This window comes from Candidatus Woesearchaeota archaeon (assembly GCA_018675335.1).
Lineage (GTDB): Archaea > Nanobdellota > Nanobdellia > Woesearchaeales > UBA11576 > JABJCP01.
Genome location: JABGYH010000005.1, coordinates 102101 through 124913 on the forward strand (window position 1 = coordinate 102101; position 22813 = coordinate 124913).

The window sequence follows — 22813 nt, forward strand, 5'->3', positions numbered from 1 at the left end:
ATATCTTTTTTTTCAATATAGAAAATAATTGTTCCAATAAGCATTGATTAAAACTTATCATAACAAGAAATAAAAAAATAAAGAAATTAAAAAAAAAGAAAATTAAATTACTCATACTTTCGTACAATTTCATAACCCATTTCAACTAATGCGCCTAAAATTGGTTCTGCAACTTCTCGTCCAAAGAAAACTCCACCAACTCCAAAACCAGTTCCTTTCAAACTAGCAGGGTTTACATCTCCTGGAATTTGATTAAATACTCTACAAGTTAACTTTCCAGTTTCTAAATCAATAATATATGGTCTCGCATATCCTTTTCCTTCTTCTGCCAACGCACTATGACTACCTAATCTTCGAACTAATAAATCACCTGCCTCATCATGAGTATTTTGCGGCAAATCATTTCGAACAAAAACTGCAGTAAATGCATTTTCAGCAGCTAAAATTTACTCATTATATCATCGCCAACTTCAGCCTCAACAGGCAAAGGTTTTCCGAAATATACTTCAACACGTTTTCCTAAATCCATAATGTATTCATCCTCGTTAATTTGTCATTAAATAATAATTACCAAATATATTTTTAATAATTTAAGCATTTGCACGAAAAATTCATTCAAAATAAGAAAATAAACAAATCTTCCAAAAAAAATTAAAATAAATCCTTTAATGTCATCACAAATAAGAAGTAACAGATTAACTTATTTATTAATGATTTATATACATTATAGAACTAAATATAATACTAAACTAAAATTTAAGAACTAAAATATTTCTCAGTTTCACCTAAAGCATCAGAAAAACGCAATTTTTTTCTATGTACTGCACCTAAAATCATTTCTGCCAAATCAATATTTGAATCTTTTACACAAAGTCGACCATCAACAACACTTACAGTCTGTTCAAATCGAGGGTGTGCTCGCATCATTTGATATAAATAAAAATGTTTTCTTCTACGAAGAGTATCTGATGTAAGAGATTCAGGTCCAACATACATATTAAACATTACTTCTAAATCATAATAAGTATGCTCATTATTTTTTCGAGCAACTTCTAACTTATCAGATAATTGGCCAGAATAATTAACCTTAGATTCCAATTTATCTTCAACTAGATTATTTCCAAAGCTCAACCAAGCAATAACATCCACTGCAACATAAAAATCAAGTTCAGATTTTTGAAAATGAACTAACTTCCCAGATTTAATTTGTTGATACGTATCGCAAGAAATTTGCTCAGCATATCTTCTTGATAATGCAGGACTTACTCCTTGATTATACAAAGCAACTACTAAATCTCGATTAGGACCTTGATTTGACAATTCAACAATTTCCAAAAACCGTCTAACTTTTTTAGGAACTCGTGTGCCTTCCAACAAACTCAAATAATCAGCAGTCCTACTCGAACTAAAACCTAATTTTTGAGATAATACTTTTATTGCATCTGCCTGCGCAATTTCACCTGATTGATACATTCTAATTAAATTTAAAAACTGATTATGATTTACTCTTCGATCTGATTTTCGACGTTTAGCAATAAGATTCAAACCTGTTTTTTTTTCAGGATCTAAACACCACCCAGAACGTAAAATCTTTTGCAAATCTGAATAATCTCCAATATCCACATATTCTGAATGAACCTGAGGAATTAATCCTAAATCAAATAACAAAACTCCAAAATCATTTCGCAACGAAGGATTACCTTTAAAATTTATTCCAATTCTTCCTTTAGGATTTTTTCTACTTCCTTCAAATGCAAATCCCCCTCGTTTCAAAAAAAAGTATTGAAAATATGTGCTTTTTTTTTCAAGAGAATCTAACAAATGCCAAGGAATTACTTGATTATTAATTGTGTGTTCATTAAAATAATCTAAAAAAGGACTTGAACTAAATTCAATTTTGACTCCTCCCCTCAAATCACTGAATTCAGGAACTGTAGAAAAAACATCAAAAAATGGAATTACAAAATAACGCGCAACACCCTTACTACCAAATTCAAATCTAAACTTTTTTTCTTTAACAGATCTGCGAACTGCAGAAGAAATAGCCATTAATTTTACAATTGATTCGCAATCCTTCAACGGATCGAATTGTGTTCTAGAATAAAGTCTTGGTTTAGCTAACAAAAAAGGTTTTCTACCGCAATTCACCCAATTATGAACAATAAATCTATTAGACCCAACAAGACTTGCTAATTGTCCACAACTTAACTGATCATCATTTTCTAACAACGTAAAAACTTGATTATACATATCAACTTCAGAATATGTTTCAGCCATAATATCATCAATAGTTCCCAATTCGAATAAATTTAAAGATGAAAGTAAATCTAGTTTGTATTCAATTATTTCTCGAATTTCTTGTTTCGTTAATTTTTCAAGTCCCACCAAGCTAAAAATAATGGAGCAGCATTTAAAAAAACTTATCTTCAATACAATCATAATTTATAAACAACAAAACTCAACCAAAAAATATGCTAATAACAAAAGATTTTGAAATTATTGATCTCGCACTTTGGATGCCCAATCAAGGATTTTTAATAATCGCAGATTTACATATGGGTTTTGAAGAAGCGCTAACAAAACAGGGGATATTAATTCCAAAATTTCATTTTAAAGATTTGATTTTAAGACTTAAAAAAATTATCCAAACAATAAAAAAAAGAAAATCCAAAAACAACATAAACAAAATTATAATTAATGGAGATCTTAAGCACAACTTTGGAATTATTGGAGAAGATGAATGGCGAGATGTTTTAAAGTTAATCGATTTCTTAAAAAAAGAATGTGAAGAATTAATTTTAATTAAAGGAAATCACGATACAACCTTACAACATATTTCAAGAAAAAGACACTTAACAACTAAACCTTATTTTTTATTCAACAACACATTAATTATTCATGGAGATAAACCAATTAAATTATTAATCAAACAATTAGTTAAAGAAAACAATACTAAAATTACTACAACAATTATTGGTCACGAACATACTGCAATCTCACTATCAACTCCTACTCGAACAGAAAAATTCAAATGTTTCCTATACGGAAAATATCAACTGACCTTGCTAAAAAAAATCGATCTAATCACTCTCCCAAGTTTTAATTTAGTAACAGAAGGAACTGATGTAATCAAAGAAAAACTTCTTAGTCCAATTCTAAAAACTGTCAATCTCAAAAACTTTAACGTATATATTATAGGAGATCAAGTTTATAACTTTGGAAAAATTAAGAATTTAATAAAAAAATAAAAATTTACTCACCTTCAAATTCGCAAAGTGAAAAAACCATATAACCAGAATCAATAAGTTTTTTTCTCCCACCCACTTCAGGCAAGTCAACAATAAATGCAAGTTCGACAACAGTTGCACCTAATTTTTCGACAAGTTTTGCAGCAGCAAGTGATGTTCCTCCCGTTGCCAACAAATCATCAACAATCAAAATATTTTGACCTGAACTTAATGCATCTTCATGAATTTCTATTGTATCGGTCCCATACTCAAGCGAGTATTCTTGAGAAATTGTTTTTGACGGCAGTTTACCTTTTTTTCTAATTGGAATAAAACCTAAGCCCATTTGATGCGCTAATGCACCACCTAAAATAAATCCTCTTGCTTCAATTCCACAAATCAAATCAATTTTAACTCCAATGTAACGTTGAACAAGATCATCAATTAATTGTCTCATCCCATTAGGATCTTTTAATAAAGTTGTAATATCTCTAAACATTATTCCCTGTTTAGGATAATTATGTATTGTTCTTATTTTAGATTTAATCATGTAACTCACCTTTTTGGTCTAATTTATTAGTTTTACTTATAGTTTTTAAAAGAAGATCTGTAACCCTTGATGCATTATCTTTAAAAATTTTTAATACTGATTCCCAAGTTACTGCTTCTTCATCTTCTTTCCAACAATCATAATCAGTTGACATTGCGACAGCAGAATAAGGAAGTTTAAGTTCGTTTGCAAGAATACATTCAGGCGCAATAGACATATTTATTACATCAGCACCCCACAATCTAAACATGTGACTTTCGGCTTTTGTTGAAAATCTAGGTCCTTCTATGGTAACAACAGTTCCAGTTTTATGACACCTAAAATCTAATTCAGAACAAGATTCAATTAACAAAGTTCGTAACGAATTATCAAACGGAGTTGCCATAGGAGGATGTGCCATTTCTTTTTCAAAAGAATCATAAAAAGTAATTTTTCTATGTTTCGTGAAATCAATAAACTGATCCAGTACAACGAAATCTCCTCTGCCAATTTTTTCACGCAAACTTCCAACAGCAGTCGTAGCTAAAATATGAGTGCATCCAAGTTCTTTTAACGCCCAAATATTTGCACGATAATTAACTTGCGTTGGAGAATACTGATGATTAATTCCATGTCTTGCTAAAATTAATACAGTTACTCCATTAATTTCTCCTTTTTTAATTATAGCTGTTGGTTTTCCATAAGGAGTATCAATATCAATTTCTTCAATAGAATTCAAAATATTAGGATTATCAAGTCCAGAACCACCTATTAAACCAATTTTTATCAAAAAAAACACCCTAAAACTTTAATTACAAATTTAAATTAAAAATTAATAAAAAAATAAATATTTACAATTTACTTTTTTTAACTTTATCAGAAATAATTACGCTATTTCCACTAGGATCTTCAATAACGAGTGTTGCGCTATCTTGTCCCCATTTAATTCGACCTAATTTTTTAATAACATTTTTTGCTTTTTTCTTAATGGTATTATCATCTTCTGATTCTTTCAAAAGTTCTACTTGTTTTTGAATCCTATTAATTATTCCTTCAACATTAGTAATAAATCCTTGTGCTGCAGGTCCAGGTTCAATTGAGCCAATTCTTTGTAATTTTATTACTGCTTCAGAACTTCTTACAACTCTAATTTTCATATCTTCTTCAGAGTCAATTACCAAAGTATATTTTGCAGGCTCTCGTTTTTCTTTACATTCCAAATCTGCTTTATGAAATTTACAATTACTACAAGTCATTGAAAACACATAAACATTCCCAAAGAAAGGAATTTCTAATTCTTCTTCACGCAAAACTAGGTTTTTTGTATTACATATAGGACAAAGTTCACCACCTACAACTTCGGGAGGTTCAACCGGTTTTAAGTCTAATTTTTTTTCATCTTCACTCATATCAATTGTAGAATTAGTTTTGGTTTAAATATTTTACTAAAAAAAAATTTAAAGAAAAAAATTTAAAAAAATTAATAATCGTCATCCATTTCCATGTTTTTAACAGGAGGAGTTTTTTCTCGATAAATGCTAGCAAAACTTGGAGTAACCGCGATCCAATCATCACTAAATCCAGCAATATCTCCTTCCACTGCTTCGCATGTTTTCTTAAGTTTATTTACTGCTCGCTTTAATTCTACCAAATCTTTATCTTTTAATGGTCTAATATTTACGAGTGCTATAGTATATCCTTCTCTTAATGCATCGAGTACTCCTTTAACATCACTAAATTCTTCAATTACGAATGGTCTAATTATAATTTTAGAATGTTTTTCAGTACCTGAATCAGGCGTGATTTCAACATAATCATCTCCATGTGTTGTTGGTTCAAAGTCATCAGAACTTGCTGAGAGCTTCCCTTTTAATTTGTCTAAAAAACCCATCTTTTTTACCCTCCCTACTCTTTTTACAGTATAATTAGTAAGATTAAACTAACAGAAATACATTTTATCTTTATATTTAAAAGTTTCGTTTTTCTCTTTTTTTGTATCACTCGATGTTACTAACACTAAAAGCGCCAAACAAGCGAAATTAGAAAAGAACAAGGCTTAAAAAAACTAAAATGAGCCCATAATGGGAAAACAACCCGAATTTGATTTATAAATAAACTATGATTCGAAACCTTTTTATAGGACGGCAAGTTTTATTTAAAAAATAGAAGAGATTTTAGTATTTATAATTATAATAAATACTATTAATTTAACTATAAAATACACTAATATAGAGGAATTAAAATGGTACAAAGAATTGGTGGAGCAAGAAGAAAAACAAGAAATAAATTCAAAAAACCGGTTAGAAGTAGAGGTAAAATTAGCATTTCCAAATTTTTCCAAGAACTTGTTGCGGGAGATACAGTCCAATTACTTGCAGAGCCAGCTTATCAAAAAGGAATGTATTTTAGAAGATTCCATGGTAAAGCAGGTGTTGTTAAAAGCAAACGTGGCAAGTGTTATGAAATTGCAATCAAAGATTTCAACAAAGCAAAGATGTTAATCGTTCATCCAGTACATTTGAAAAAAATAGCTTAAGGTTAATAAAAAAATGAATCCAAAAATTTTAGACGAAAATCCTATTTCCATGAGCGAAGTAAAAGAAACTCTGAAAATGATTAAAGAAAGAGATTCTGAACTTAACTTTAGAGCGCAACATACTGAAGAATTCCTTAACATGTTTGTTGAATATACAGAAAAGCAAACTGCTGAATTATTCAAAAAAATTAAAGAGCTTGAAGTTCCTAGATTAAAACCAGAACACATAGTTAAACTGGTTGATGTCTTATCTAAAACTGATGAAGAAGTTAAAACTGTGTTACAAGGCTATCCTGTAAGTATTGCTAAAGAGAATTTGAAAAAAATTGCAGATACAATTGCAACTTTTGTAAAAGAAAATCCTCCTAGGAAAAAACCAGTGCCTAAACCAGAAGAAACAAAAACTGTTGAAGACGAAAAAGATTCAGAAGTTGCAGAAACAAAAGAAGAACCTGAAACTACAGAAGAAAAAACTGAAGACAAAGAAGAAACTACAAAAGAAGACGCAGAAACAAAACCAGTTGAAGAAGATAAAGTAGTAGAAGAAGCAGAAACAAAAGAAGAACCTGAAGCTAAAAAAGAAGAAAAAGCTAAAGAATAAATCATTTTTATCTTAATGGAAAAATAATAAAATGGAAATTAGACGAGAACGTGAAGAAGAAATAGTAATTTTGGACTTTTTACCTAATGGGTATGCGTTTGATTCAAGACCATCTCATCGTAAAACTCCAATCGGCCAGGGTATTGGCAAAAAACATTTTACTTTACTAGAACTAGTTCCAAAAAAAGACGTTTTTTTACAACCAAATCAAGAAGTATACATTGGAGAAGGTAAACGTGAAGAAATTCACCACATTACTGGAAAAATTCCTTATAGTAAATTAACTTCTACTGCAAGATCTACTGTAGAATACATTGTTCAAGATTTAATAAAAGATAAAGAAGCGGATTTTGTTGAGTTTTTTAATACAGCAAGACCATTAACTACTAGAATGCACCAACTTGAACTTTTACCTGGACTTGGTAAAAAACATATGTGGGCAATTTTAGAAGAAAGAAAAGGAGATCCATTCAAAAGTTTTGAAGATCTTAAAAGTCGAGTTAAATTAATTCCTGATCCTGAAAAAGTTGTTCTTAAAAGAGTTCTATTAGAACTTGAAGATAAAGAAAAACATAAATTATTTGTAGATTAATTTTTATAGTTTTTATTATTAAAAAGAGGGTGAATTATGAAAGTAATTATTTCTGGTGCAGGTCAAATAGGTAAAACTATTGCAAGCGTTCTTACTGCTGAAAAATATGATGTAGTGATTGTTGAAATTGTTGAAGATACAGCAAAAGAAATTGCTAATAATTCTACAGCATTAGTTATTCATGGTGATGCTAGTGATATGAGCATTCTAAAACAAGCGGGCATTGAAACTTGTGACGCAATTATTGCAGCAACGGGTGATGATAAAACAAATGTTATGATTTGTGAGATTGCAAAAGAATCAGAAGTAGCAAAAATTATTGCACGAGTTAATACTGCCGGCAATGAAGAATTATTTAATAAAATGGAAGTTTCTGCAGTCTCTTCAGTTTCAAGCGTAGTTTCTGCAATTAAACGTAACTTAACAGACCTACGTGAAGAAAAAACTATTCTAACTCTTGGTAAAGGAGATGTTCAAGTAATAACTATTACAGTTGGAAATAATAGCAAAGCAATTGATATGACTCCTGCAGTTATTAAATCAGCAATTATTGGTGCAATTTATCGTAATAGTGATTTAATCATTCCAAAACCTGACACTCAAATTAAAGAAGGGGATTTATTGATTATCACACTTAAATCTAAAGACTTACCAAAAATTAAAAAATTATTATTGGGAGACTCCTAAACTAAATTTAAATTAAAAACAAAAAAAATTAAAAAATGAGGTTAATTTTAAAATATCTTGGATTTTTTCTTTTATTGACATCTCTTCTTAGAATTATTCCGTTAATTAGTGCAATATTTTTTAAAGAAAATTTATTGTGGCATTTTATTTCAATTCTTGCATTCGCATTACCAGGAGTTTTATTATTACAAATTAAACTTCAAAAAGATAAAAATAATACGTTCGGAATTACTGAAGCATTTGCATTAACTGCGCTTTCTTTTATTTTAATTTCAATTCTTAGTGCAACCACCTTTTTACCGCACACAAATTATAATTTTAATGACGCTTTATTTGAATCAGTCTCAGGATTTACTACAACTGGTTTAAGTATTTTTGATAATGTTGAATTATTACCCAAAAGTGTTTTGCTTTGGAGAGCTCAAACTCAATGGATTGGAGGTCTTGGAATTGTTATTTTATTTTTGTTTATGTTTGATTTTTTAAGAAGTGATAAATCAAATTCATCGAGCACTAATATGAAAATTAGTTCTATTTCAAATTTATTTCACGCAAATGCTTCAATTCACAAATCAGATGTTAGTCAACGTGAATCAATTACAAAAACAATTCAAATTTATTTAATGTTTACATTTGGAGGATTTTTACTTTTATGGGCTACAGGCCTTAGCATTTTTGAAGCATTATCAATAGCATTCACTGCAATTTCTACAGGAGGATTTTCGGTTACTAATTCATTTTATCAAAATCCATTTCAACTAGGAATAATTAGTTTACTAATGATTCTTGGTGCAACATCATATGTATTTCATCAAAAAATTTTCAAAAAGAAATTTAAAGAAGCTTTTGAAAAAACGCAATTTAGATTTTTCTTTTTAATTTTATTTTGTTTTTGTGCAATTGCATTTATGTTTTTAAGAGATGTAAAAATTGTTATTTTTCAAATCATTTCTTCACTTACGACAACTGGATTTTCAATAACTCCTCACGTTGAATGGATTTTATATCCTCAAATGCTTATTTTTCTAGTTATGATTTGTATGGTTATTGGAGGTGCCACAGGTTCCACTGCAGGAGGAATTAAAACTTATCGTATTTGGTTGTTACTCAAATCTATTCCTTGGAAAATTAAAAAATTAACCTCTCCTCCTAATGCGATAATCCCATTAAAAATTAAAGGTGAAGCAATCGATGAAGAAAGTGCTTTATGGACTTATGTTTTTTTCTTTGCATATATTTTATTTTTAAGTTTTGGAATTTTAATGTTTATGGTTATGGGTTTTGATTTTTTTAATTCTAGTTTTCAAGTTTTTTCAGCTCTTGGAACTGTAGGATTACAATCTATGTCACTTGCCACAATTCCTTGGGTTGGAAAATATATTTTAATGATTCTTATGCTTCTTGGAAGACTAGAAATATTCCCATTATTAATTTTAGTGTATAAAATATTTAAAAAATAAAAAAATAATTTTAATAAAGTTATATTATTTCTTAAATTCTCAAATAATTCTCATTTAAATTTTTTAACATATAATTTACTATATGAACATAATTATCTACTGCACCATCAATAAATGCATTAAAATCTTCTGCAGCTTCACCTTCAACAGTATCACTTACTGCCCTAATTATTACTGCAGGAACGTTATTTGCATTACAAACTTGTAAAACTGCAGAATCTTCCATATTGTATAAATTCGGTCTACGAAAAACACCATCAATCACTCCTGCCAATTCTCCACCCAATTCATTTAATTAATATTTACTTTCAGCATCCAAAAATTGAGATCCAGTAGCTGAATATGCATCAAAAGTATCTTCAGAAGCTTCAATTGCTAAATCAATCAATTTTTTATCTGATCTAAAAACTCGTTCATGAGTGAATGGAATTTCTCCTCTTTGATAACTTTTATCCCAAGATTGCACATCCATTTCACAATCAATTGCTGCATCTACAATCCCTAATTCTCCAATTTCCAACCCTAATTCCAACGCACCTCCAACTCCTGAAAAAATAATTGCATCAGGTTTGAATTCACTAATTACTCTTTGAGTATTCATTGCAGCAGCAGTCTTTCCAACTCCTGTGTATCCCACATAAACTTCATGACCATGTTTGTGCATATGCCCATATGCTTTTACCTCAGGTTCCATCGCTCCAAGTATTGCTATTTTCATTTTAACATCTCCTTAAAATTTATTTTTAATTAATCTATGTCCAACATACTAAATCGCGCATCCAAAGATTCGCTCAAATCAATCTCTTCAAAAAAACCACTCAAAATATCCTCAATATTAACTAATTCCACTCCTTCATCTACGTCACAATCAACACCCCAATCAGAACTACCATAGTCAACATCATCAGCTAAATCTAACATACTAAACCTATAATCTGTTTCAACTTCTCGTCCCTCAAATTCTAAATTAGATGCTTCAGGTTGATCATTTGAAACTGCAATGTTAGAATCAAAAGTTCCAGAATAAAATTCTATTCTATACTTTTCTAAGACATTTCGTTTACTCCCATGAACATAACCTAAAAAAATCGGTTTAAATCCCACAACAGATTTATGTCTTCCACCCCAAACTAATTTAACACGTGCATCAACATACCCCCCAGCAATTAACGGATCTGCTTGCCAAATTTGCATTTCTGCATCAAACAATTTTGTTAAACCTTTTGTTGAATAAATTCGTTTCATACCAATCAACAGAACAAGATATAAATTAAACTCTCCCAAAAAAATCTTTGTAAAATAGAAACATATTTAAATAATACTTCCAACATACAATAAATGGACAAAATTAATCAGAAAATCATCCAAGAATTAGATAAAAATCCAAAAGTACCACTAACAAAATTATCTAAAAAACTTAGAATTTCTCAACAAGTTGCAGATTATAGAATCAAACGAATGATTGAATCTGGACAAATAAAAAAATTTGGAACAATCATCAATCTAAATTCATTAAAACAAGAACACTACCGAATTTTTTTTACTTTTAGTAATAAATATTCTAACAAAGAAATATTTTCTTATTTAAAAAAACAAAAAGGAATTTACTGGACTGCAAGAGTTGGAGGAAGATATGATTTACTTATTGTCTTATTTGTTTTTAATTTTCAAATTCACGACTCATTTATCGATGCATTAAATACTAAATTTCCAGGACTAATTAAAGAATATTCATCAAATTACGGAACTGACTATTTTCTTTACAAACATAAATATTTTAACAAAGATGACGTAATTATTCACTACAGCTGCAATGATCAAAGAATAGATGTAGACAAATTAGATTTAGAAATAATTAAAGAAATCAAAGATAATTGTAGGATGTCTTCAGTAGAATTAGGAAAAAAATATGCAGTTAGTTACAAAACAATTCTTAACCGCATTAAATCATTAGAACAAAAAAAAATAATTTTAGGATATAGACTTTTTCTTGAATCTCCCAAACTTAAATCATTCACAGTTTTATTTTCATTTCAAAACTACTCTCGTTCAGAAGAGAAATCATTAATCAATTATATCGCTCAAATTCCAACCATAACCCAAGCAATCAAATTATATGGCCAATGGGGGTTAAACTTACAAATTAAAGCAAATAATAATGAAGAATTACAAAATATCCTTATTGATTTAAAAAATAAATTTAGTATTTTAAATTCTCATGAAATCATTCCAATATTTGAAGATATAGAAATAAACTTGTGCCCTATTTAGGCAGTTGTTCAATAATTTCTCGAACACATTTTTCTATGGGTTGACTCACATCAACTAAATTCCCATAATCAAACTCTGTTGATTTTGTATAAACTACACTCGCAGCACCAACTCCTAATGTTTTTTCTCGATTTTTATCGCGAGTTATACAAAGATTTAGTGTTGCTTTTAATGTAAATACTTGCCCACCAAATTTTAGTTTCTTTTGTAAATCTTCAATTTGTGATTTCCAATAAAAATTACCGTCAAAAATAACATTCATTCCTTTTTCTAAAAAAGGTTTTGCTAATTTAACTAAAATATCATTTGCCTTAATAAAACTCTTTTGAGAAATATATCCTTCTTCACGATCATTTTCTAAATCATGTGTTGATAAAATTTCATCTACTGAGAAATATTTTGCTCCAATTCTTGCGCATATTTCCTTTGCAATAGTTGTTTTTCCACAACCCAACGGACCTCTAATGATAACATAATAAGCCATAATAAAGAATAAATCAAATCAACTATTTAATGATTATGAAATTAGAAAAAAAATAGAAAAAAATTGTAAAAAATTTATCGCGGAACTAATGCTCTAACTTGAGCGGCAACATGTTCATATTCTGCTCCAGGACCAACTCCAATAAGGTTTAATCCAAGAACTGATTCTAAACGAGTAATTGTTCCTCTAGCTTTTTGATATTTAACATCAGATTCATCCCCAATTTCAAGACCTAATCTTCCAGTAGAAGGACCAGCACTTCGAGTAGCACCTAAATCTCCACCAAATGATTTCATATGACCGCCACCTAAATCACTTCCACCAAGCGACTGCAAAGATAACATAGGAGTTCTAACTGCTTCTTTTCGAAAACCATAAACAGTCACTCCAAGTCCAGGTACAACTCCTGATGCTTCATATTTTGCAACTTGATCTTCAGATAAAATATCTCCTAATTTAAGATATCTTTCTCCACCTTCTGAGTCTTCCATCATAATGGGAGCTTCTGAAAATGAACTTATAATTCCTCTTTCAACTCCAAAACCATTAACTAATAATGATGCAACACCTGAATGAACTCCCGAATAAGTAAATCCAACAAATACTTGATCGCCCATTTGTTCAACTTTAGGAACTAATGCAATTCCATAAACTCTTTTTGCACCTTCAAAATTATGTTCTGGCTTTACAGTTTCAGATAATTTTTTTGAAGTTTCATAACGTTCTGCTTTTCCTTTTTTACCAATTGTTCCAGTTACCATCAGATCAATTCCTTCTGCAACTTGAATAATTGGAACTTGAAAAAATCCAGTTTCTGGATTTCCAACTGTTAATGTTAGTTTAGATGATCCTGTCGCTCCAGGTAATCTTAACTCAGACATAAGATACTGAGATCCATTTTCATGAGTAGTTCTAACACTAGGTGTTCGCGCACCATTCATCAAACTTAATTCTAATTCGCTAGCAACTCTATTTGCTAAACCAAATACTTCTGCCATAGCACCATAATTTGCATAAAAATCAACTGCTGATTTTACTTTTTCTTGCGCAACAGGTGCGTCTGTTCCAACTAATCCCATTTTAAAATCCTCCATAATAAAAATTTAATAATATAAATACCAAGCAACGAATATGAGATTTATAAAGTTTTCTGTAATTACTACTAAGAAATAGTTATCAATTTACAGGTTTCACAATATCTTAATTATCCCTAATATTGCACCAGACATATCATTTCTATCTTTAAACACAAACCCATCTTTCTTAATTTCATTTTCTCGACCTTTATACCTATGTTCGACAACGTCTAATTTAGAAAAATCATAAACTATTGCAAGATTAACACGAATAGGACCTCTACCATCTGCAATTGGCCAGAAATAAAATGGTTCAATAAATTGCGCAAAATATTCTCCTTTTTTAGTAACTTTATACTCCAATGCGAAGAAATCAATATGTTTTCCTTCAATATTTTCATATCTGTCTCCAACCCTATTTGGATCATAACGATCATGCCCAAGTTTCTTAATAATTTTAATCATATCACCAATTGACATTTTAGGATGTTCATCAGAACTTAATACTCTAATTGCAACTTTCTTACCAAGAAAATGTCGTTTCAAACAAACATCAATGCGAGAACCAATTTTATCAAAATCAGGTTTGTTATTAAAGTAAACTTTAGGAATTTTTAAACCAAACCAAGGAGTGCCTGAGTAATTCACAACACCACCAGACTTACGAAACTTTTTAAATGTATATTCCTGAATAGTAACTTGATAAACAGGGATCATAAAAAAAAAGAAATTACTTAAGAATTTAAACTTTTACTTTATTAAACCAAAACCAATCAATCTAAATCTCGCTCCAAATCGTCTAGAAATTGTAACTCTCGCACCAACTTCAGCACAAACAGGCAATTTCAATATACAATCAAATTCGTCTTTGGATAAATTAGTAACTACTCCAACAGTTGCAGCAGAATTTACATTAAGCATAAGTGGTTCTCTTAATTTTATTGATTCGACGTCGAGATCTTCTTTAGATCCTACAACACGCTTAAGAAGATGAGTTTCGAGTTTAAGTTCAGTCCATACAGGAGGCAATGTTCCAACATGACCAACAACACTTCCAGAAAGCTTATCACTTTTTACAATTCCAGGATCAAGACTTGTGAGTACACCAATACTTCCACCAGGACCTAATTTGTCAACACTTGCTCCACCACTTTTAAGTCCAACAATTTTTGTAATTATAGGAATATAACTTTTTCGACCATCTCGCTCTAATTCTCGCCCAGGTCGAATCTCAATTTCATCACCATCAATTAATTGACCCTTCGCAAGAGCTCCACCTAAAACTCCACCTATTAATTTTTCAGGTTTTGACCCTGGTTTATTAATATCAAAACTTCTTGCAACAAACATTTTTGGTTTTTCTTTTAAGTTTCGCTTAGGTGTTGGAATTACTTTTTCAATTGTTCTAATTAACAAATCAATATTAACATTATATTGTGCTGAAATAGGAATAATAGGAGAATCTTTGTAAGATGTTTTTGCTAAAAAATCTTTAATTTGTTTATAATTTTTCATTGCTTGATCTTCTTTGGTTAAATCAACTTTATTTTGAACAATGATAACGTTTTTCACACCCATAATTTCTAAAGCCATTAAGTGTTCTCTAGTTTGTGGTTGTGGACATTCTTCATTTGCTGCAACGAGTAATAATGCTCCATCCATAATTGTTGCTCCTGCAAGCATTGTTGCCATTAAACTTTCGTGTCCAGGCGCATCAACAAAACTAATTTTTCTTACTTCTTCAGTATCTTTAGTACAATGTGGACATTTTGGTTTTACAGTAAAGAAATCGCACTTTTTACATTTTCTAAATGCAGTATCTGCATATCCCAGTCTAATAGTAATTCCTCTCTTAATCTCTTCTGAATGAGTATCAGCCCATTTTCCAGAAAGTCTCTCAGTCAATGTGGTTTTACCATGATCTACATGACCGATGAGTCCTATATTTACTTCAGGTTGAATATTTTTTGAATCCTTTTTGACTGCTTTCTTTACCATTTAATAAACAAGAAAAGTTAGGTCTTTATAAAGTTAACTCATTAATTCTAATAGCCATATAGCAAGTATTTAAAAAGAATAACTCCATCAATTACAATAAATGTGACATCAATGATTAAAGCAATTATTTTTGATTGGGGTGGAGTAATTTCTATCCATGGCAAATTTACTCAATATTATCAAGAGTACAAAGACCAACTTAATGTAACTGAAGAAAAATATGTGAAAGTTGCAACAAAATATTGGAACCAAGTAAAAATTGATGAAATTTCTTGTAACTCATTTTGGAATAATTTAGGTAATGATCTAAACATAGATCCAAAAAAATTACAAAAAGAAATTTTTGAATATTATGGTTTTAATGAAGAAGTATGGAATTTAATAAAAGATCTAAAACCAAATTATCATTTAGCCTTGCTTTCAAATAATATGAAAGAATGGTTTGATAAATTAGACTCACAACATAATTTCACCCAAATTTTTGATACTTTAATTCTATCACATGACGTAAAACTTGCAAAGCCTGATGAAGAAATTTTTTTAAAAGCTCAAAATAAACTCCCATTTTCTCCAGAAGAATGTTTATTTATTGATGATCAACCAAGAAATATTACTCCTGCAAAAAAAATTGGATTTAATACAATTTTATTTACTAATGCGAATCAATTAAAAGAAGAATTAAAAAAATTTAATATTAATGTTTAAGGAACTCGAACAATCATCTCTAAAGGATAATCATAAGGGGCTTTAGCAACCGCACCTTCAAGTTGTTTATGAACTTGCAACTTAAAAACATATGTTCCACGTTTAGCATCAGAAGGCACATCAACCATAATTAAAAATCTACCTTTTTCATTTTTAGATATTTTTTTAGATTCGATTAATTCTCCACTCCCCATCAATAACCAACTTTCAACACTACAACCCGAATTAGGCGAGCAAATTGTTGTTTTATCTTTAGCAAATGCTGTTTGAAATTGTGCTTCTAAAATATAATTAGCAGTAACGTCTGCCAATACCCCAACTCCAAAAGTATCAGATTTACTTCTAAAAATCTCTTTTGTATGAATTGGTATTACAACTAAACTTCCCGAATCAAGTAGTTTTTCAATTTGTTGTTCAGTTTGAGAATCAAGACTTCCTTTCATATCTTGAGTTTTTGAAAAGAATTTTTTAAGAAATACTAGTCCTCCTCCAAACATAGATATGGCAAGAATTAACATTACAATAAAATTAATAGATAATTGAATACCTTTTTTATTTTTTCTTATTTTCATAAATGTCATTTTAGTTATCCTAAATTAAAATTAAAAGAAAAAAAAAAGTTTCAGATATTTATCTGATTACTTCATACTCTTTAACAATTAATACGATGAATAAGATTAAAACTATTACTCCTGCAATTCCCCAGGAAAGTCCAGATCCCCATTCTTCTCTAATTACTCCTAAATAAACTCCGTAGCCAATAATTATCATTGCCACCCATAAGAATTTATCTAAAACTAATTTCATAATTTCGAATTCTTGTTGTTGAGTTAATCTTTTTTTAAGTTTTCTGACCATATCACATCACCTTATTTAGCCATGATAACAATCTGTTTATCAACAATATTATTATCCGCGTCTGCAAATGATAATGTACAGATTGCTTTTCCTGCCATTTGCGGTCCATTTAGTATAAACTTAAACGGTTTATAAATTCCAGATGGAACATTTTGTTGTAGTGCTAAGTAACCATCAGTTAGTTTAGCTGCAAAACCATCTCCTCCACTTTGGCAAGCCATGGTCGGAGAAATTATCGACTCGCCGGCATCATTATAGAAATTGACAGTAAACTCAAAATCTTTATTTTTTAAAATTTCAATTGATTCATCAGGTAATACAATTGGTTCTTCAGCAGTTGCAGGAATATTTGGTGGCGGAACTTCGAGTTTTGAAGCGAACTTACTAAACATACCTTTAGTAAATGCCAAACCTAATCCAAGCATTGTTATTGCTAGAACTAAAATAACAATTGCATTAATAGAAAGACTTAAACTTGCTCTTTTATTCATTTGATCACCTCTCTTTCATGTAGGAATAACAAAAATTTATTCAATTTTTGAAATTAAAAATTTCCATGAAAAATTTTTAATAAAAGTAATATTTTATATTTAGATAACTTTGAAAATATAATTTCAAAATTCTCTTCTTGAATTTAAGTTTAATTAATAGATAAATTAAATTCTATTTAAATAAATAAATCTTTTCATTTATAAAGCTTTTGAAAGAAAGAGGTCGATTTACTAAAAACACTCAACTAACTTCAAAAAATTTGTTAGTTAAATCAAATTAATTTTTTCACAAAGAACGTAAATCTCCCCGACATAATAATTCTCATTAATAATTCTAATCAATATTCACCTACTTAAAAAAAACATAACCTAGTGCAAGTCCTAACCAAAATTTGGTGTTAGAATTTTTTGCTTCTCGTCTTTTATCATAATTAGAATCTTTCGTTTCTCTTCTCGCATCATATCTCGCTTGATAATTCCTTGTTTTTTGAGGATAGTAAGTCGGTTCGTAATAAGAATTTGTTAAAGAACCAACATCTTCTTGTGATTTTAATTTTTTTTCTTTTTTTCTTTTTTTCTCATCATACTTTTTTTGTCGTTCTAAATTTCGTTTATCTATATACATATGGTTTGTTGTCTCCGTACTGGCAATCAGCACAATAAATATAAACCAATCCAAGTTAATATACCTTTTTTATCAAAACTCTTAAGTTACCTAACAATAACCCTTCCAGTTAAGGGATCTGCAAAAAAGTTTAATTTAAGTAATCTAAACAATCAATCAACCCAAAACATACACCAAAAACAACTAAATTTATAAATCAATTAAAAATTTACCAATTACTATAGAAATCAACTAAAACACGATAAAAATGGCTAGATTAAGAAAATTCGCGGCGTACAAAAGACTTGAGCGCCCATACACAAGAGTTAGTAAATATAGAGCTAAAAGCTACGTTAGAGCTCGTCCAAATTGTAAAGTAGTTCTTTATGACATGGGAAATGTGAAAGTAGAGTTTCCTTGTTCTATAATCCTTAAATCAAAAGCAGATATTCAAATTAGAGATAATGCACTTGAAGCAGCTAGACAAACTTCAAACAGACATTTAGTTAAAAAACTAGGTAAAAGCGAGTTCAGTATCAAAATTAGAGTATTCCCACATCATATTTTAAGAGAAAACCCATTAGCAAGCGGTGCTGGTGCAGATCGTATGAGTACTGGAATGAAATGTAGTTTCGGAAAATCTATCGGTGTTGCAGCTCGACTTAAAAAAGGGCAACCAATCATGCAAGTTAATGTTCCAAAAAAAGGAATCGCATTTGCTCGAACTGCATTAAGAAGAGCTAGTTCAAAAATGCCTTGTCCTTGTAGTATTGAAGTTATTAAAGAATAAATTAAATAATACTTCAATTAAATTTTTTTCATATTCAAAATGGATCTATATTCTATATTAAACCAATGGCTTGCGCCAATACCATTTCTTCAAAATAAAATAGCGCACGCAATAATCATATTTCTTGGATTCTTTATTTTATCAAAACTTTTTGTGTTCATAACTGAAAAAATCATTGTTAGAATAGTTAAAAAAACTAAAACTAAAGTTGATGATTTAATTCTTGATGCAATCAGAGGCCCAATAACCACAATACTTGTTTTATTTGGTTTATATCTAGGATCATCTTATTTAATTTCACATGTAAAAGCAAATTTTGTTATATCGTCAATATTGTTTTCGGCAATTTTAGTTTTCTTTTTAATAATTATTCAAAGAATTTCAAAAATTCTTATAGATCATTATGGGACTAAATGGGCAAAAAAAACAAAATCAACTATTGATGATGCAATTCTTCCGCTTTTAAAAAAAATTCTGAATGTTATTTTTATAATTCTTATAGGTCTTTGGATTTTAAGAATTTGGAATATTGACATAACAGGAGTTTTAGCAGGAGTAGGAATTGCAGGTCTCGCAATTGGTTTTGCAATTAAAGATAGCTTAGGCAATGTTTTTGGCGGTATTTCTTTATTATTTGATAAAGCGTTTCAAGTAGGAGATATGGTCGAGATTGAATCGGGAGTTAAAGGAACTGTTGTTGATGTAGGAATTCGAAGTACTCGAATTAAAAATTTCGATAATGAATTAATGATTGTTCCAAATGGTCAATTAGCAAATAGTAGAATTACTAATTATAATCAACCAAACATTCAAGCTCGAGTTGTTGTAGAATTTGGAGTTGAATATGGATCAAATCCTGATAACGTTAAAAAAGTTATTCTATCAACCATCAAATCTATTAAGAATGTTCTTAAAGATCCAGCACCTAGCGTTATGTTTATGTCAATGGCAGACTCAGCATTAGTTTTCAAAACTTATTTTTGGGTAGCAGATATTGGTGAACGATTTTCAACTAAAGAAAACGCAACTAATTTAATTTACAAAGCACTTAACAAAGCTAAGATTGGAATTCCTTTTCCAACTCAAACAGTATATGTTAAGAAACAAAAATAAATTAAATAATTAATTCTCAATAAGATAACTTTAATTCTAACTTAACAATTAATTTAAGACTCCTCAATCAAATATTAACTAAAATAAAACAGATGCATCTAAGCTAGTCTAACTTTCTAAATTCCCTATAATATTGATGCAAACAAAACACAAAAAATGTCATCAAGGGCGCGTCCTAAGAATAATCAACAAAAAATAACTTCAGAACTTTTACATAAAAATAGCGGATGGGTGACCTTTCAGAAGAAGGGCGAAGGGGCCACCACATCCTGTGTTGAGATCTTCTAGGAAGATTGTGATTAAAAGCCAAAGAGTAAAAATTCTCGATTTTTTTTTGGACGAGATCTTTTTTCTTCTACTTCTAAGTATTTATTTTTTAATAAATCGTGTTCGATTTCATCAACGATAGAGGGTTTGTTTTTTAGTATTCTAAAATTCAATTATTATCCCCCACTAATATGTTAATCCTATATTCCTTCGAAAATATTACGGATTAAATTATATTAATCCAGCTACATATTTATAATTAACCTATATAATTTATAAAAAAACAAAAATCTATAAATTTTATAAACAAACTAGAAACATTTATATAAGAAAACCCCAATTATCACTTTAAACACAATAAAACAACATATAAATCAATAAAATAAATATAAAAACAAATAATTAATTATAAAAACTAAATAAATATAAATAATTAAAATTTTTATATAATAAATACAAATCATACTTAATTCATACTCAAATTTAAAAATAGCATATTCGGGGGGATATTTATTAAACGAAAAATTATTCAAATAGCAGGTAGTTCAAGCCTTGTTTGCTTACCTAAAAAATGGATTGACAAATATAATGTCAAAAAAGGCGATGAGATTGATCTAGAAGAACAAAATGATAAAATCATCGTATCTGCAGGAAATATTAATTATACTACTTCAACCGAACTAGAAATTACTAATCTGGAACCCATGACTTCTCGTTGTATCCATGCACTTTACAAAAAGGGAGTAGATGAAATCAAAATATCATTCAAACATCCCGAAGATATTTTAAAAGTACAAAATGCAATTGGTAAAGAAGCAGTAGGTTATGAAATTATTGATCAAGGAGATAATTATTGTAAAATTAAACATGTCTCAGGCGAATTTGAAGAATTCGATCCAGTTCTTAGAAGAACATTTCTTCTTTTAATCTCAATGGCAGAAGAAGGATTGGTTGCAATTAAAAAAGAAGAATTTAACAGATTAAAAAGCATAGCATTTCTCGAAGAAGCAAATAATAGATTTACAACTTCATGTCGAAGATTCTTAAACAAAAAAGGCCATAAAGAATTTGATAAAATTGGGCCAATTTATTATCTTGTTGAAGATTTAGAAAATCTCGCTGATGAATTCAAATACATGTACAAATATTTACAAGATCATCCAGTAAAAGATCCTGTCGATAAAAGAGTAATTAATCTTTACGAAGAAATAAATCAATTAATAAGATTATTTTACGAAATATTTTACAAATTTGATAAAGAGAAAGTAGTAAAGATTGGTAATTTAAGAAAAGAATTTATCCAAAAATCAAATAAACTCTTTGAAAATGTAGAGGATAACCGAAATCTAAAAGTATTACATCACCTATTAGTAATTTTACAGAAAGTTTTTAATTTTGTAGGCCCATTATTAATTTACAAACTATAAAATAAAAACCACAAAACTAATAACAAAAAATCAATTTAATAAAATTTTTAATTTTTTTTCTTATCTATTTCATCCATCAAATAAGCTAAACCCGATTTAGGTTGAACTATTTTAAAACAACGTTTAATTTTTTCAGCAGTATCAAATGCCCCGTGCGAATCACACCCATAAACCGGAATTAAATCAAATCTTTCTGCATAACCAAGACAGTTAGAATTAACAATTTCAATTCCTGATACTCCAAGTCGCACAAGTCGCTCAACAAGTTTTTCTTCTCCCCCAAATTTAGAAACATCAGATACTAATCTATCCAAATGAGGAATTACCGAAACTCCCCTCAATGTAGATTCAATAATTGAAATTCCTTCAGATGAATCGTATAATGATGTTTCAGGAAAATTATAACCTGAAAGATCAGAATTGACCGCCAGCTCATTTGCATCCCTTGCAGACTTAAATCTACTCGGATATTGCTCAAATAATGTTTGACCAACATGAAGTCTACTTGGACTTTTACTTGGACCAATTGTTCTGCTAACCACAGACCAATCCAAATCCAGTCCCCGATATATTCCATCTCTGCGAGTACTAATTTCAGCAACAATTTGTTTTAATCTAACAGTTCTATTCACATTAACTAAATCTAATTTTGTTTGAACACAATTATGATCGTAATCTGGAGCATCAATTCCTAATCCAACAATATGAATTTTTTCAGAATTTCCAAAGTCATCTTTCAAACTAGTAGTAAGTTCAATTCCATGAACTAATGTAAGAATAGGATTTTTTTGAGAAATAGCTACAGGAATAATAGTATATCCACTTCCCGAAACTAAATGCATTAGTCGGGGAGATTGAGTAAACTGCAGATTCATCCAAGCATCACAAGTATCATGATCAGTTATGCCCAAATAAATATCTTTAGGATTTTCTTGTACTAAAACTCCTCTAACTATTTGAAGAATGGCTTCAAGAACATATTTCTCAATACTCCAAGTACCATCACTCACATTAGTGTGTGCATGCAAATTCGAAATTACAAAATCATTTGATGTCATTTTTATATTTTAATAATTTTTAAAATTTAATTTGAATAA

At 29.5% G+C, this 22813-nt stretch carries 30 protein-coding genes; 11 read left to right on the top strand and 19 right to left on the bottom strand.

What is annotated here, in order from left to right; translation table 11 throughout:
- Nucleotides 1–107: 107 nt before the first annotated feature.
- Nucleotides 108–398, bottom strand: a complete 291-nt coding sequence (locus HN587_03765) for a hypothetical protein (protein MBT7902957.1) — start codon at nucleotides 396–398, stop codon at nucleotides 108–110.
- A gap of 358 nt (nucleotides 399–756) precedes the next feature.
- Nucleotides 757–2388 (bottom strand): hypothetical protein, encoded by a 1632-nt coding sequence (locus tag HN587_03770; GenBank protein ID MBT7902958.1) that lies wholly within the window; start codon nucleotides 2386–2388, stop codon nucleotides 757–759.
- Between the two features lie 83 nt (nucleotides 2389–2471).
- On the opposite strand from HN587_03770, the gene HN587_03775 reads away from it, so the two are divergent.
- Nucleotides 2472–3248: a metallophosphoesterase gene (locus HN587_03775; protein ID MBT7902959.1), complete on the top strand. Its 777-nt coding sequence runs from the start codon at nucleotides 2472–2474 to the stop codon at nucleotides 3246–3248.
- A gap of 4 nt (nucleotides 3249–3252) precedes the next feature.
- Here the strand turns inward: HN587_03775 and HN587_03780 are convergent, their stop codons facing one another.
- From HN587_03780 to sepF, 4 genes are all read right to left on the bottom strand, one after another.
- Nucleotides 3253–3777: an adenine phosphoribosyltransferase gene (locus tag HN587_03780; protein ID MBT7902960.1), complete on the bottom strand. Its 525-nt coding sequence runs from the start codon at nucleotides 3775–3777 to the stop codon at nucleotides 3253–3255.
- A complete protein-coding gene (gene mtnP / locus HN587_03785; GenBank protein ID MBT7902961.1) occupies nucleotides 3770–4543 on the bottom strand; it encodes an S-methyl-5'-thioadenosine phosphorylase in 774 nt (257 codons plus the stop codon). The genes HN587_03780 and mtnP overlap by 8 nt, the downstream gene beginning before the upstream one ends.
- A 64-nt stretch (nucleotides 4544–4607) precedes the next feature.
- A complete protein-coding gene (locus HN587_03790; protein MBT7902962.1) occupies nucleotides 4608–5165 on the bottom strand; it encodes a ZPR1 zinc finger domain-containing protein in 558 nt (185 codons plus the stop codon).
- Between the two features lie 71 nt (nucleotides 5166–5236).
- Complete coding sequence (gene sepF / locus HN587_03795) at nucleotides 5237–5647, bottom strand: cell division protein SepF (GenBank protein MBT7902963.1); 411 nt, start codon at nucleotides 5645–5647, stop codon at nucleotides 5237–5239.
- A 351-nt stretch (nucleotides 5648–5998) separates the two neighbouring features.
- Between sepF and HN587_03800 the strand changes: the two genes are divergently transcribed.
- The 5 genes from HN587_03800 to HN587_03820 are packed head-to-tail and all read left to right on the top strand — an operon-like array spanning nucleotide 5999 to nucleotide 9632.
- Nucleotides 5999–6292, top strand: coding sequence for a 50S ribosomal protein L21e (locus HN587_03800; protein ID MBT7902964.1), 294 nt, complete (start codon nucleotides 5999–6001; stop codon nucleotides 6290–6292).
- Between the two features lie 13 nt (nucleotides 6293–6305).
- The gene (locus HN587_03805; protein MBT7902965.1) at nucleotides 6306–6893 is read left to right on the top strand and encodes a hypothetical protein; all 588 of its coding nucleotides are present in this window, start codon (nucleotides 6306–6308) and stop codon (nucleotides 6891–6893) included.
- A 31-nt stretch (nucleotides 6894–6924) separates the two neighbouring features.
- The gene (locus HN587_03810; protein MBT7902966.1) at nucleotides 6925–7485 is read left to right on the top strand and encodes a DUF655 domain-containing protein; all 561 of its coding nucleotides are present in this window, start codon (nucleotides 6925–6927) and stop codon (nucleotides 7483–7485) included.
- 36 nt (nucleotides 7486–7521) lie between these two features.
- The gene (locus HN587_03815) at nucleotides 7522–8172 is read left to right on the top strand and encodes a TrkA family potassium uptake protein (GenBank protein MBT7902967.1); all 651 of its coding nucleotides are present in this window, start codon (nucleotides 7522–7524) and stop codon (nucleotides 8170–8172) included.
- Nucleotides 8173–8207: 35 nt separating this feature from the next.
- On the top strand, nucleotides 8208–9632 hold the full coding sequence (locus HN587_03820) for a TrkH family potassium uptake protein (protein ID MBT7902968.1): 1425 nt from the start codon (nucleotides 8208–8210) through the stop codon (nucleotides 9630–9632).
- A 31-nt stretch (nucleotides 9633–9663) separates the two neighbouring features.
- Here the strand turns inward: HN587_03820 and HN587_03825 are convergent, their stop codons facing one another.
- Genes HN587_03825 through HN587_03835 form a run of 3 tightly spaced genes read right to left on the bottom strand, consistent with a single transcriptional unit; the run spans nucleotide 9664 to nucleotide 10877 of the window.
- Entirely contained in the window at nucleotides 9664–9906 is a 243-nt protein-coding gene (locus tag HN587_03825) for a hypothetical protein (GenBank protein MBT7902969.1), read from the bottom strand.
- A gap of 21 nt (nucleotides 9907–9927) precedes the next feature.
- On the bottom strand, nucleotides 9928–10350 hold the full coding sequence (locus tag HN587_03830; protein MBT7902970.1) for a hypothetical protein: 423 nt from the start codon (nucleotides 10348–10350) through the stop codon (nucleotides 9928–9930).
- A 29-nt stretch (nucleotides 10351–10379) separates the two neighbouring features.
- Complete coding sequence (locus HN587_03835; protein MBT7902971.1) at nucleotides 10380–10877, bottom strand: hypothetical protein; 498 nt, start codon at nucleotides 10875–10877, stop codon at nucleotides 10380–10382.
- 93 nt (nucleotides 10878–10970) lie between these two features.
- Between HN587_03835 and HN587_03840 the strand changes: the two genes are divergently transcribed.
- Nucleotides 10971–11903 carry an Lrp/AsnC family transcriptional regulator gene (locus HN587_03840; GenBank protein MBT7902972.1) on the top strand — a complete coding sequence of 311 codons (933 nt, stop codon included), beginning with the start codon at nucleotides 10971–10973 and terminating at the stop codon, nucleotides 11901–11903.
- On the opposite strand, the gene HN587_03845 is transcribed toward HN587_03840, so the two are convergent.
- The 4 genes from HN587_03845 to HN587_03860 form a co-directional block, all read right to left on the bottom strand.
- The gene (locus HN587_03845) at nucleotides 11896–12387 is read right to left on the bottom strand and encodes an AAA family ATPase (GenBank protein MBT7902973.1); all 492 of its coding nucleotides are present in this window, start codon (nucleotides 12385–12387) and stop codon (nucleotides 11896–11898) included. The genes HN587_03840 and HN587_03845 overlap by 8 nt on opposite strands.
- 74 nt (nucleotides 12388–12461) lie before the next feature.
- Nucleotides 12462–13466 carry a hypothetical protein gene (locus tag HN587_03850; protein ID MBT7902974.1) on the bottom strand — a complete coding sequence of 335 codons (1005 nt, stop codon included), beginning with the start codon at nucleotides 13464–13466 and terminating at the stop codon, nucleotides 12462–12464.
- 111 nt (nucleotides 13467–13577) lie between these two features.
- Nucleotides 13578–14180 carry a hypothetical protein gene (locus HN587_03855; GenBank protein ID MBT7902975.1) on the bottom strand — a complete coding sequence of 201 codons (603 nt, stop codon included), beginning with the start codon at nucleotides 14178–14180 and terminating at the stop codon, nucleotides 13578–13580.
- A gap of 33 nt (nucleotides 14181–14213) precedes the next feature.
- The gene (locus tag HN587_03860) at nucleotides 14214–15461 is read right to left on the bottom strand and encodes a translation initiation factor IF-2 subunit gamma (GenBank protein ID MBT7902976.1); all 1248 of its coding nucleotides are present in this window, start codon (nucleotides 15459–15461) and stop codon (nucleotides 14214–14216) included.
- A 111-nt stretch (nucleotides 15462–15572) separates the two neighbouring features.
- On the opposite strand from HN587_03860, the gene HN587_03865 reads away from it, so the two are divergent.
- The gene (locus HN587_03865; protein ID MBT7902977.1) at nucleotides 15573–16166 is read left to right on the top strand and encodes an HAD family phosphatase; all 594 of its coding nucleotides are present in this window, start codon (nucleotides 15573–15575) and stop codon (nucleotides 16164–16166) included.
- Here HN587_03865 and HN587_03870 read toward each other — a convergent pair.
- The 4 genes from HN587_03870 to HN587_03885 form a co-directional block, all read right to left on the bottom strand.
- Complete coding sequence (locus tag HN587_03870) at nucleotides 16163–16747, bottom strand: hypothetical protein (protein ID MBT7902978.1); 585 nt, start codon at nucleotides 16745–16747, stop codon at nucleotides 16163–16165. The genes HN587_03865 and HN587_03870 overlap by 4 nt on opposite strands.
- A gap of 49 nt (nucleotides 16748–16796) precedes the next feature.
- Nucleotides 16797–17024 (bottom strand): hypothetical protein, encoded by a 228-nt coding sequence (locus tag HN587_03875; GenBank protein ID MBT7902979.1) that lies wholly within the window; start codon nucleotides 17022–17024, stop codon nucleotides 16797–16799.
- A gap of 11 nt (nucleotides 17025–17035) precedes the next feature.
- Nucleotides 17036–17515, bottom strand: a complete 480-nt coding sequence (locus tag HN587_03880) for a hypothetical protein (protein ID MBT7902980.1) — start codon at nucleotides 17513–17515, stop codon at nucleotides 17036–17038.
- Nucleotides 17516–17864: 349 nt separating this feature from the next.
- Complete coding sequence (locus tag HN587_03885; protein ID MBT7902981.1) at nucleotides 17865–18140, bottom strand: hypothetical protein; 276 nt, start codon at nucleotides 18138–18140, stop codon at nucleotides 17865–17867.
- A gap of 247 nt (nucleotides 18141–18387) precedes the next feature.
- Here HN587_03885 and HN587_03890 point away from each other — a divergent pair, with 247 nt between their 5' ends.
- Nucleotides 18388–18909 carry a 50S ribosomal protein L16 gene (locus HN587_03890; protein MBT7902982.1) on the top strand — a complete coding sequence of 174 codons (522 nt, stop codon included), beginning with the start codon at nucleotides 18388–18390 and terminating at the stop codon, nucleotides 18907–18909.
- Nucleotides 18910–18948: 39 nt separating this feature from the next.
- The gene (locus HN587_03895) at nucleotides 18949–20022 is read left to right on the top strand and encodes a mechanosensitive ion channel (protein MBT7902983.1); all 1074 of its coding nucleotides are present in this window, start codon (nucleotides 18949–18951) and stop codon (nucleotides 20020–20022) included.
- A gap of 299 nt (nucleotides 20023–20321) precedes the next feature.
- Here the strand turns inward: HN587_03895 and HN587_03900 are convergent, their stop codons facing one another.
- Nucleotides 20322–20462 (bottom strand): hypothetical protein, encoded by a 141-nt coding sequence (locus HN587_03900; GenBank protein MBT7902984.1) that lies wholly within the window; start codon nucleotides 20460–20462, stop codon nucleotides 20322–20324.
- 300 nt (nucleotides 20463–20762) lie between these two features.
- On the opposite strand from HN587_03900, the gene HN587_03905 reads away from it, so the two are divergent.
- Nucleotides 20763–21716: an AbrB/MazE/SpoVT family DNA-binding domain-containing protein gene (locus tag HN587_03905; GenBank protein ID MBT7902985.1), complete on the top strand. Its 954-nt coding sequence runs from the start codon at nucleotides 20763–20765 to the stop codon at nucleotides 21714–21716.
- Nucleotides 21717–21763: 47 nt separating this feature from the next.
- Here HN587_03905 and HN587_03910 read toward each other — a convergent pair whose 3' ends face one another.
- A complete protein-coding gene (locus tag HN587_03910) occupies nucleotides 21764–22774 on the bottom strand; it encodes a hypothetical protein (GenBank protein ID MBT7902986.1) in 1011 nt (336 codons plus the stop codon).
- Nucleotides 22775–22813 lie beyond the last annotated feature (39 nt).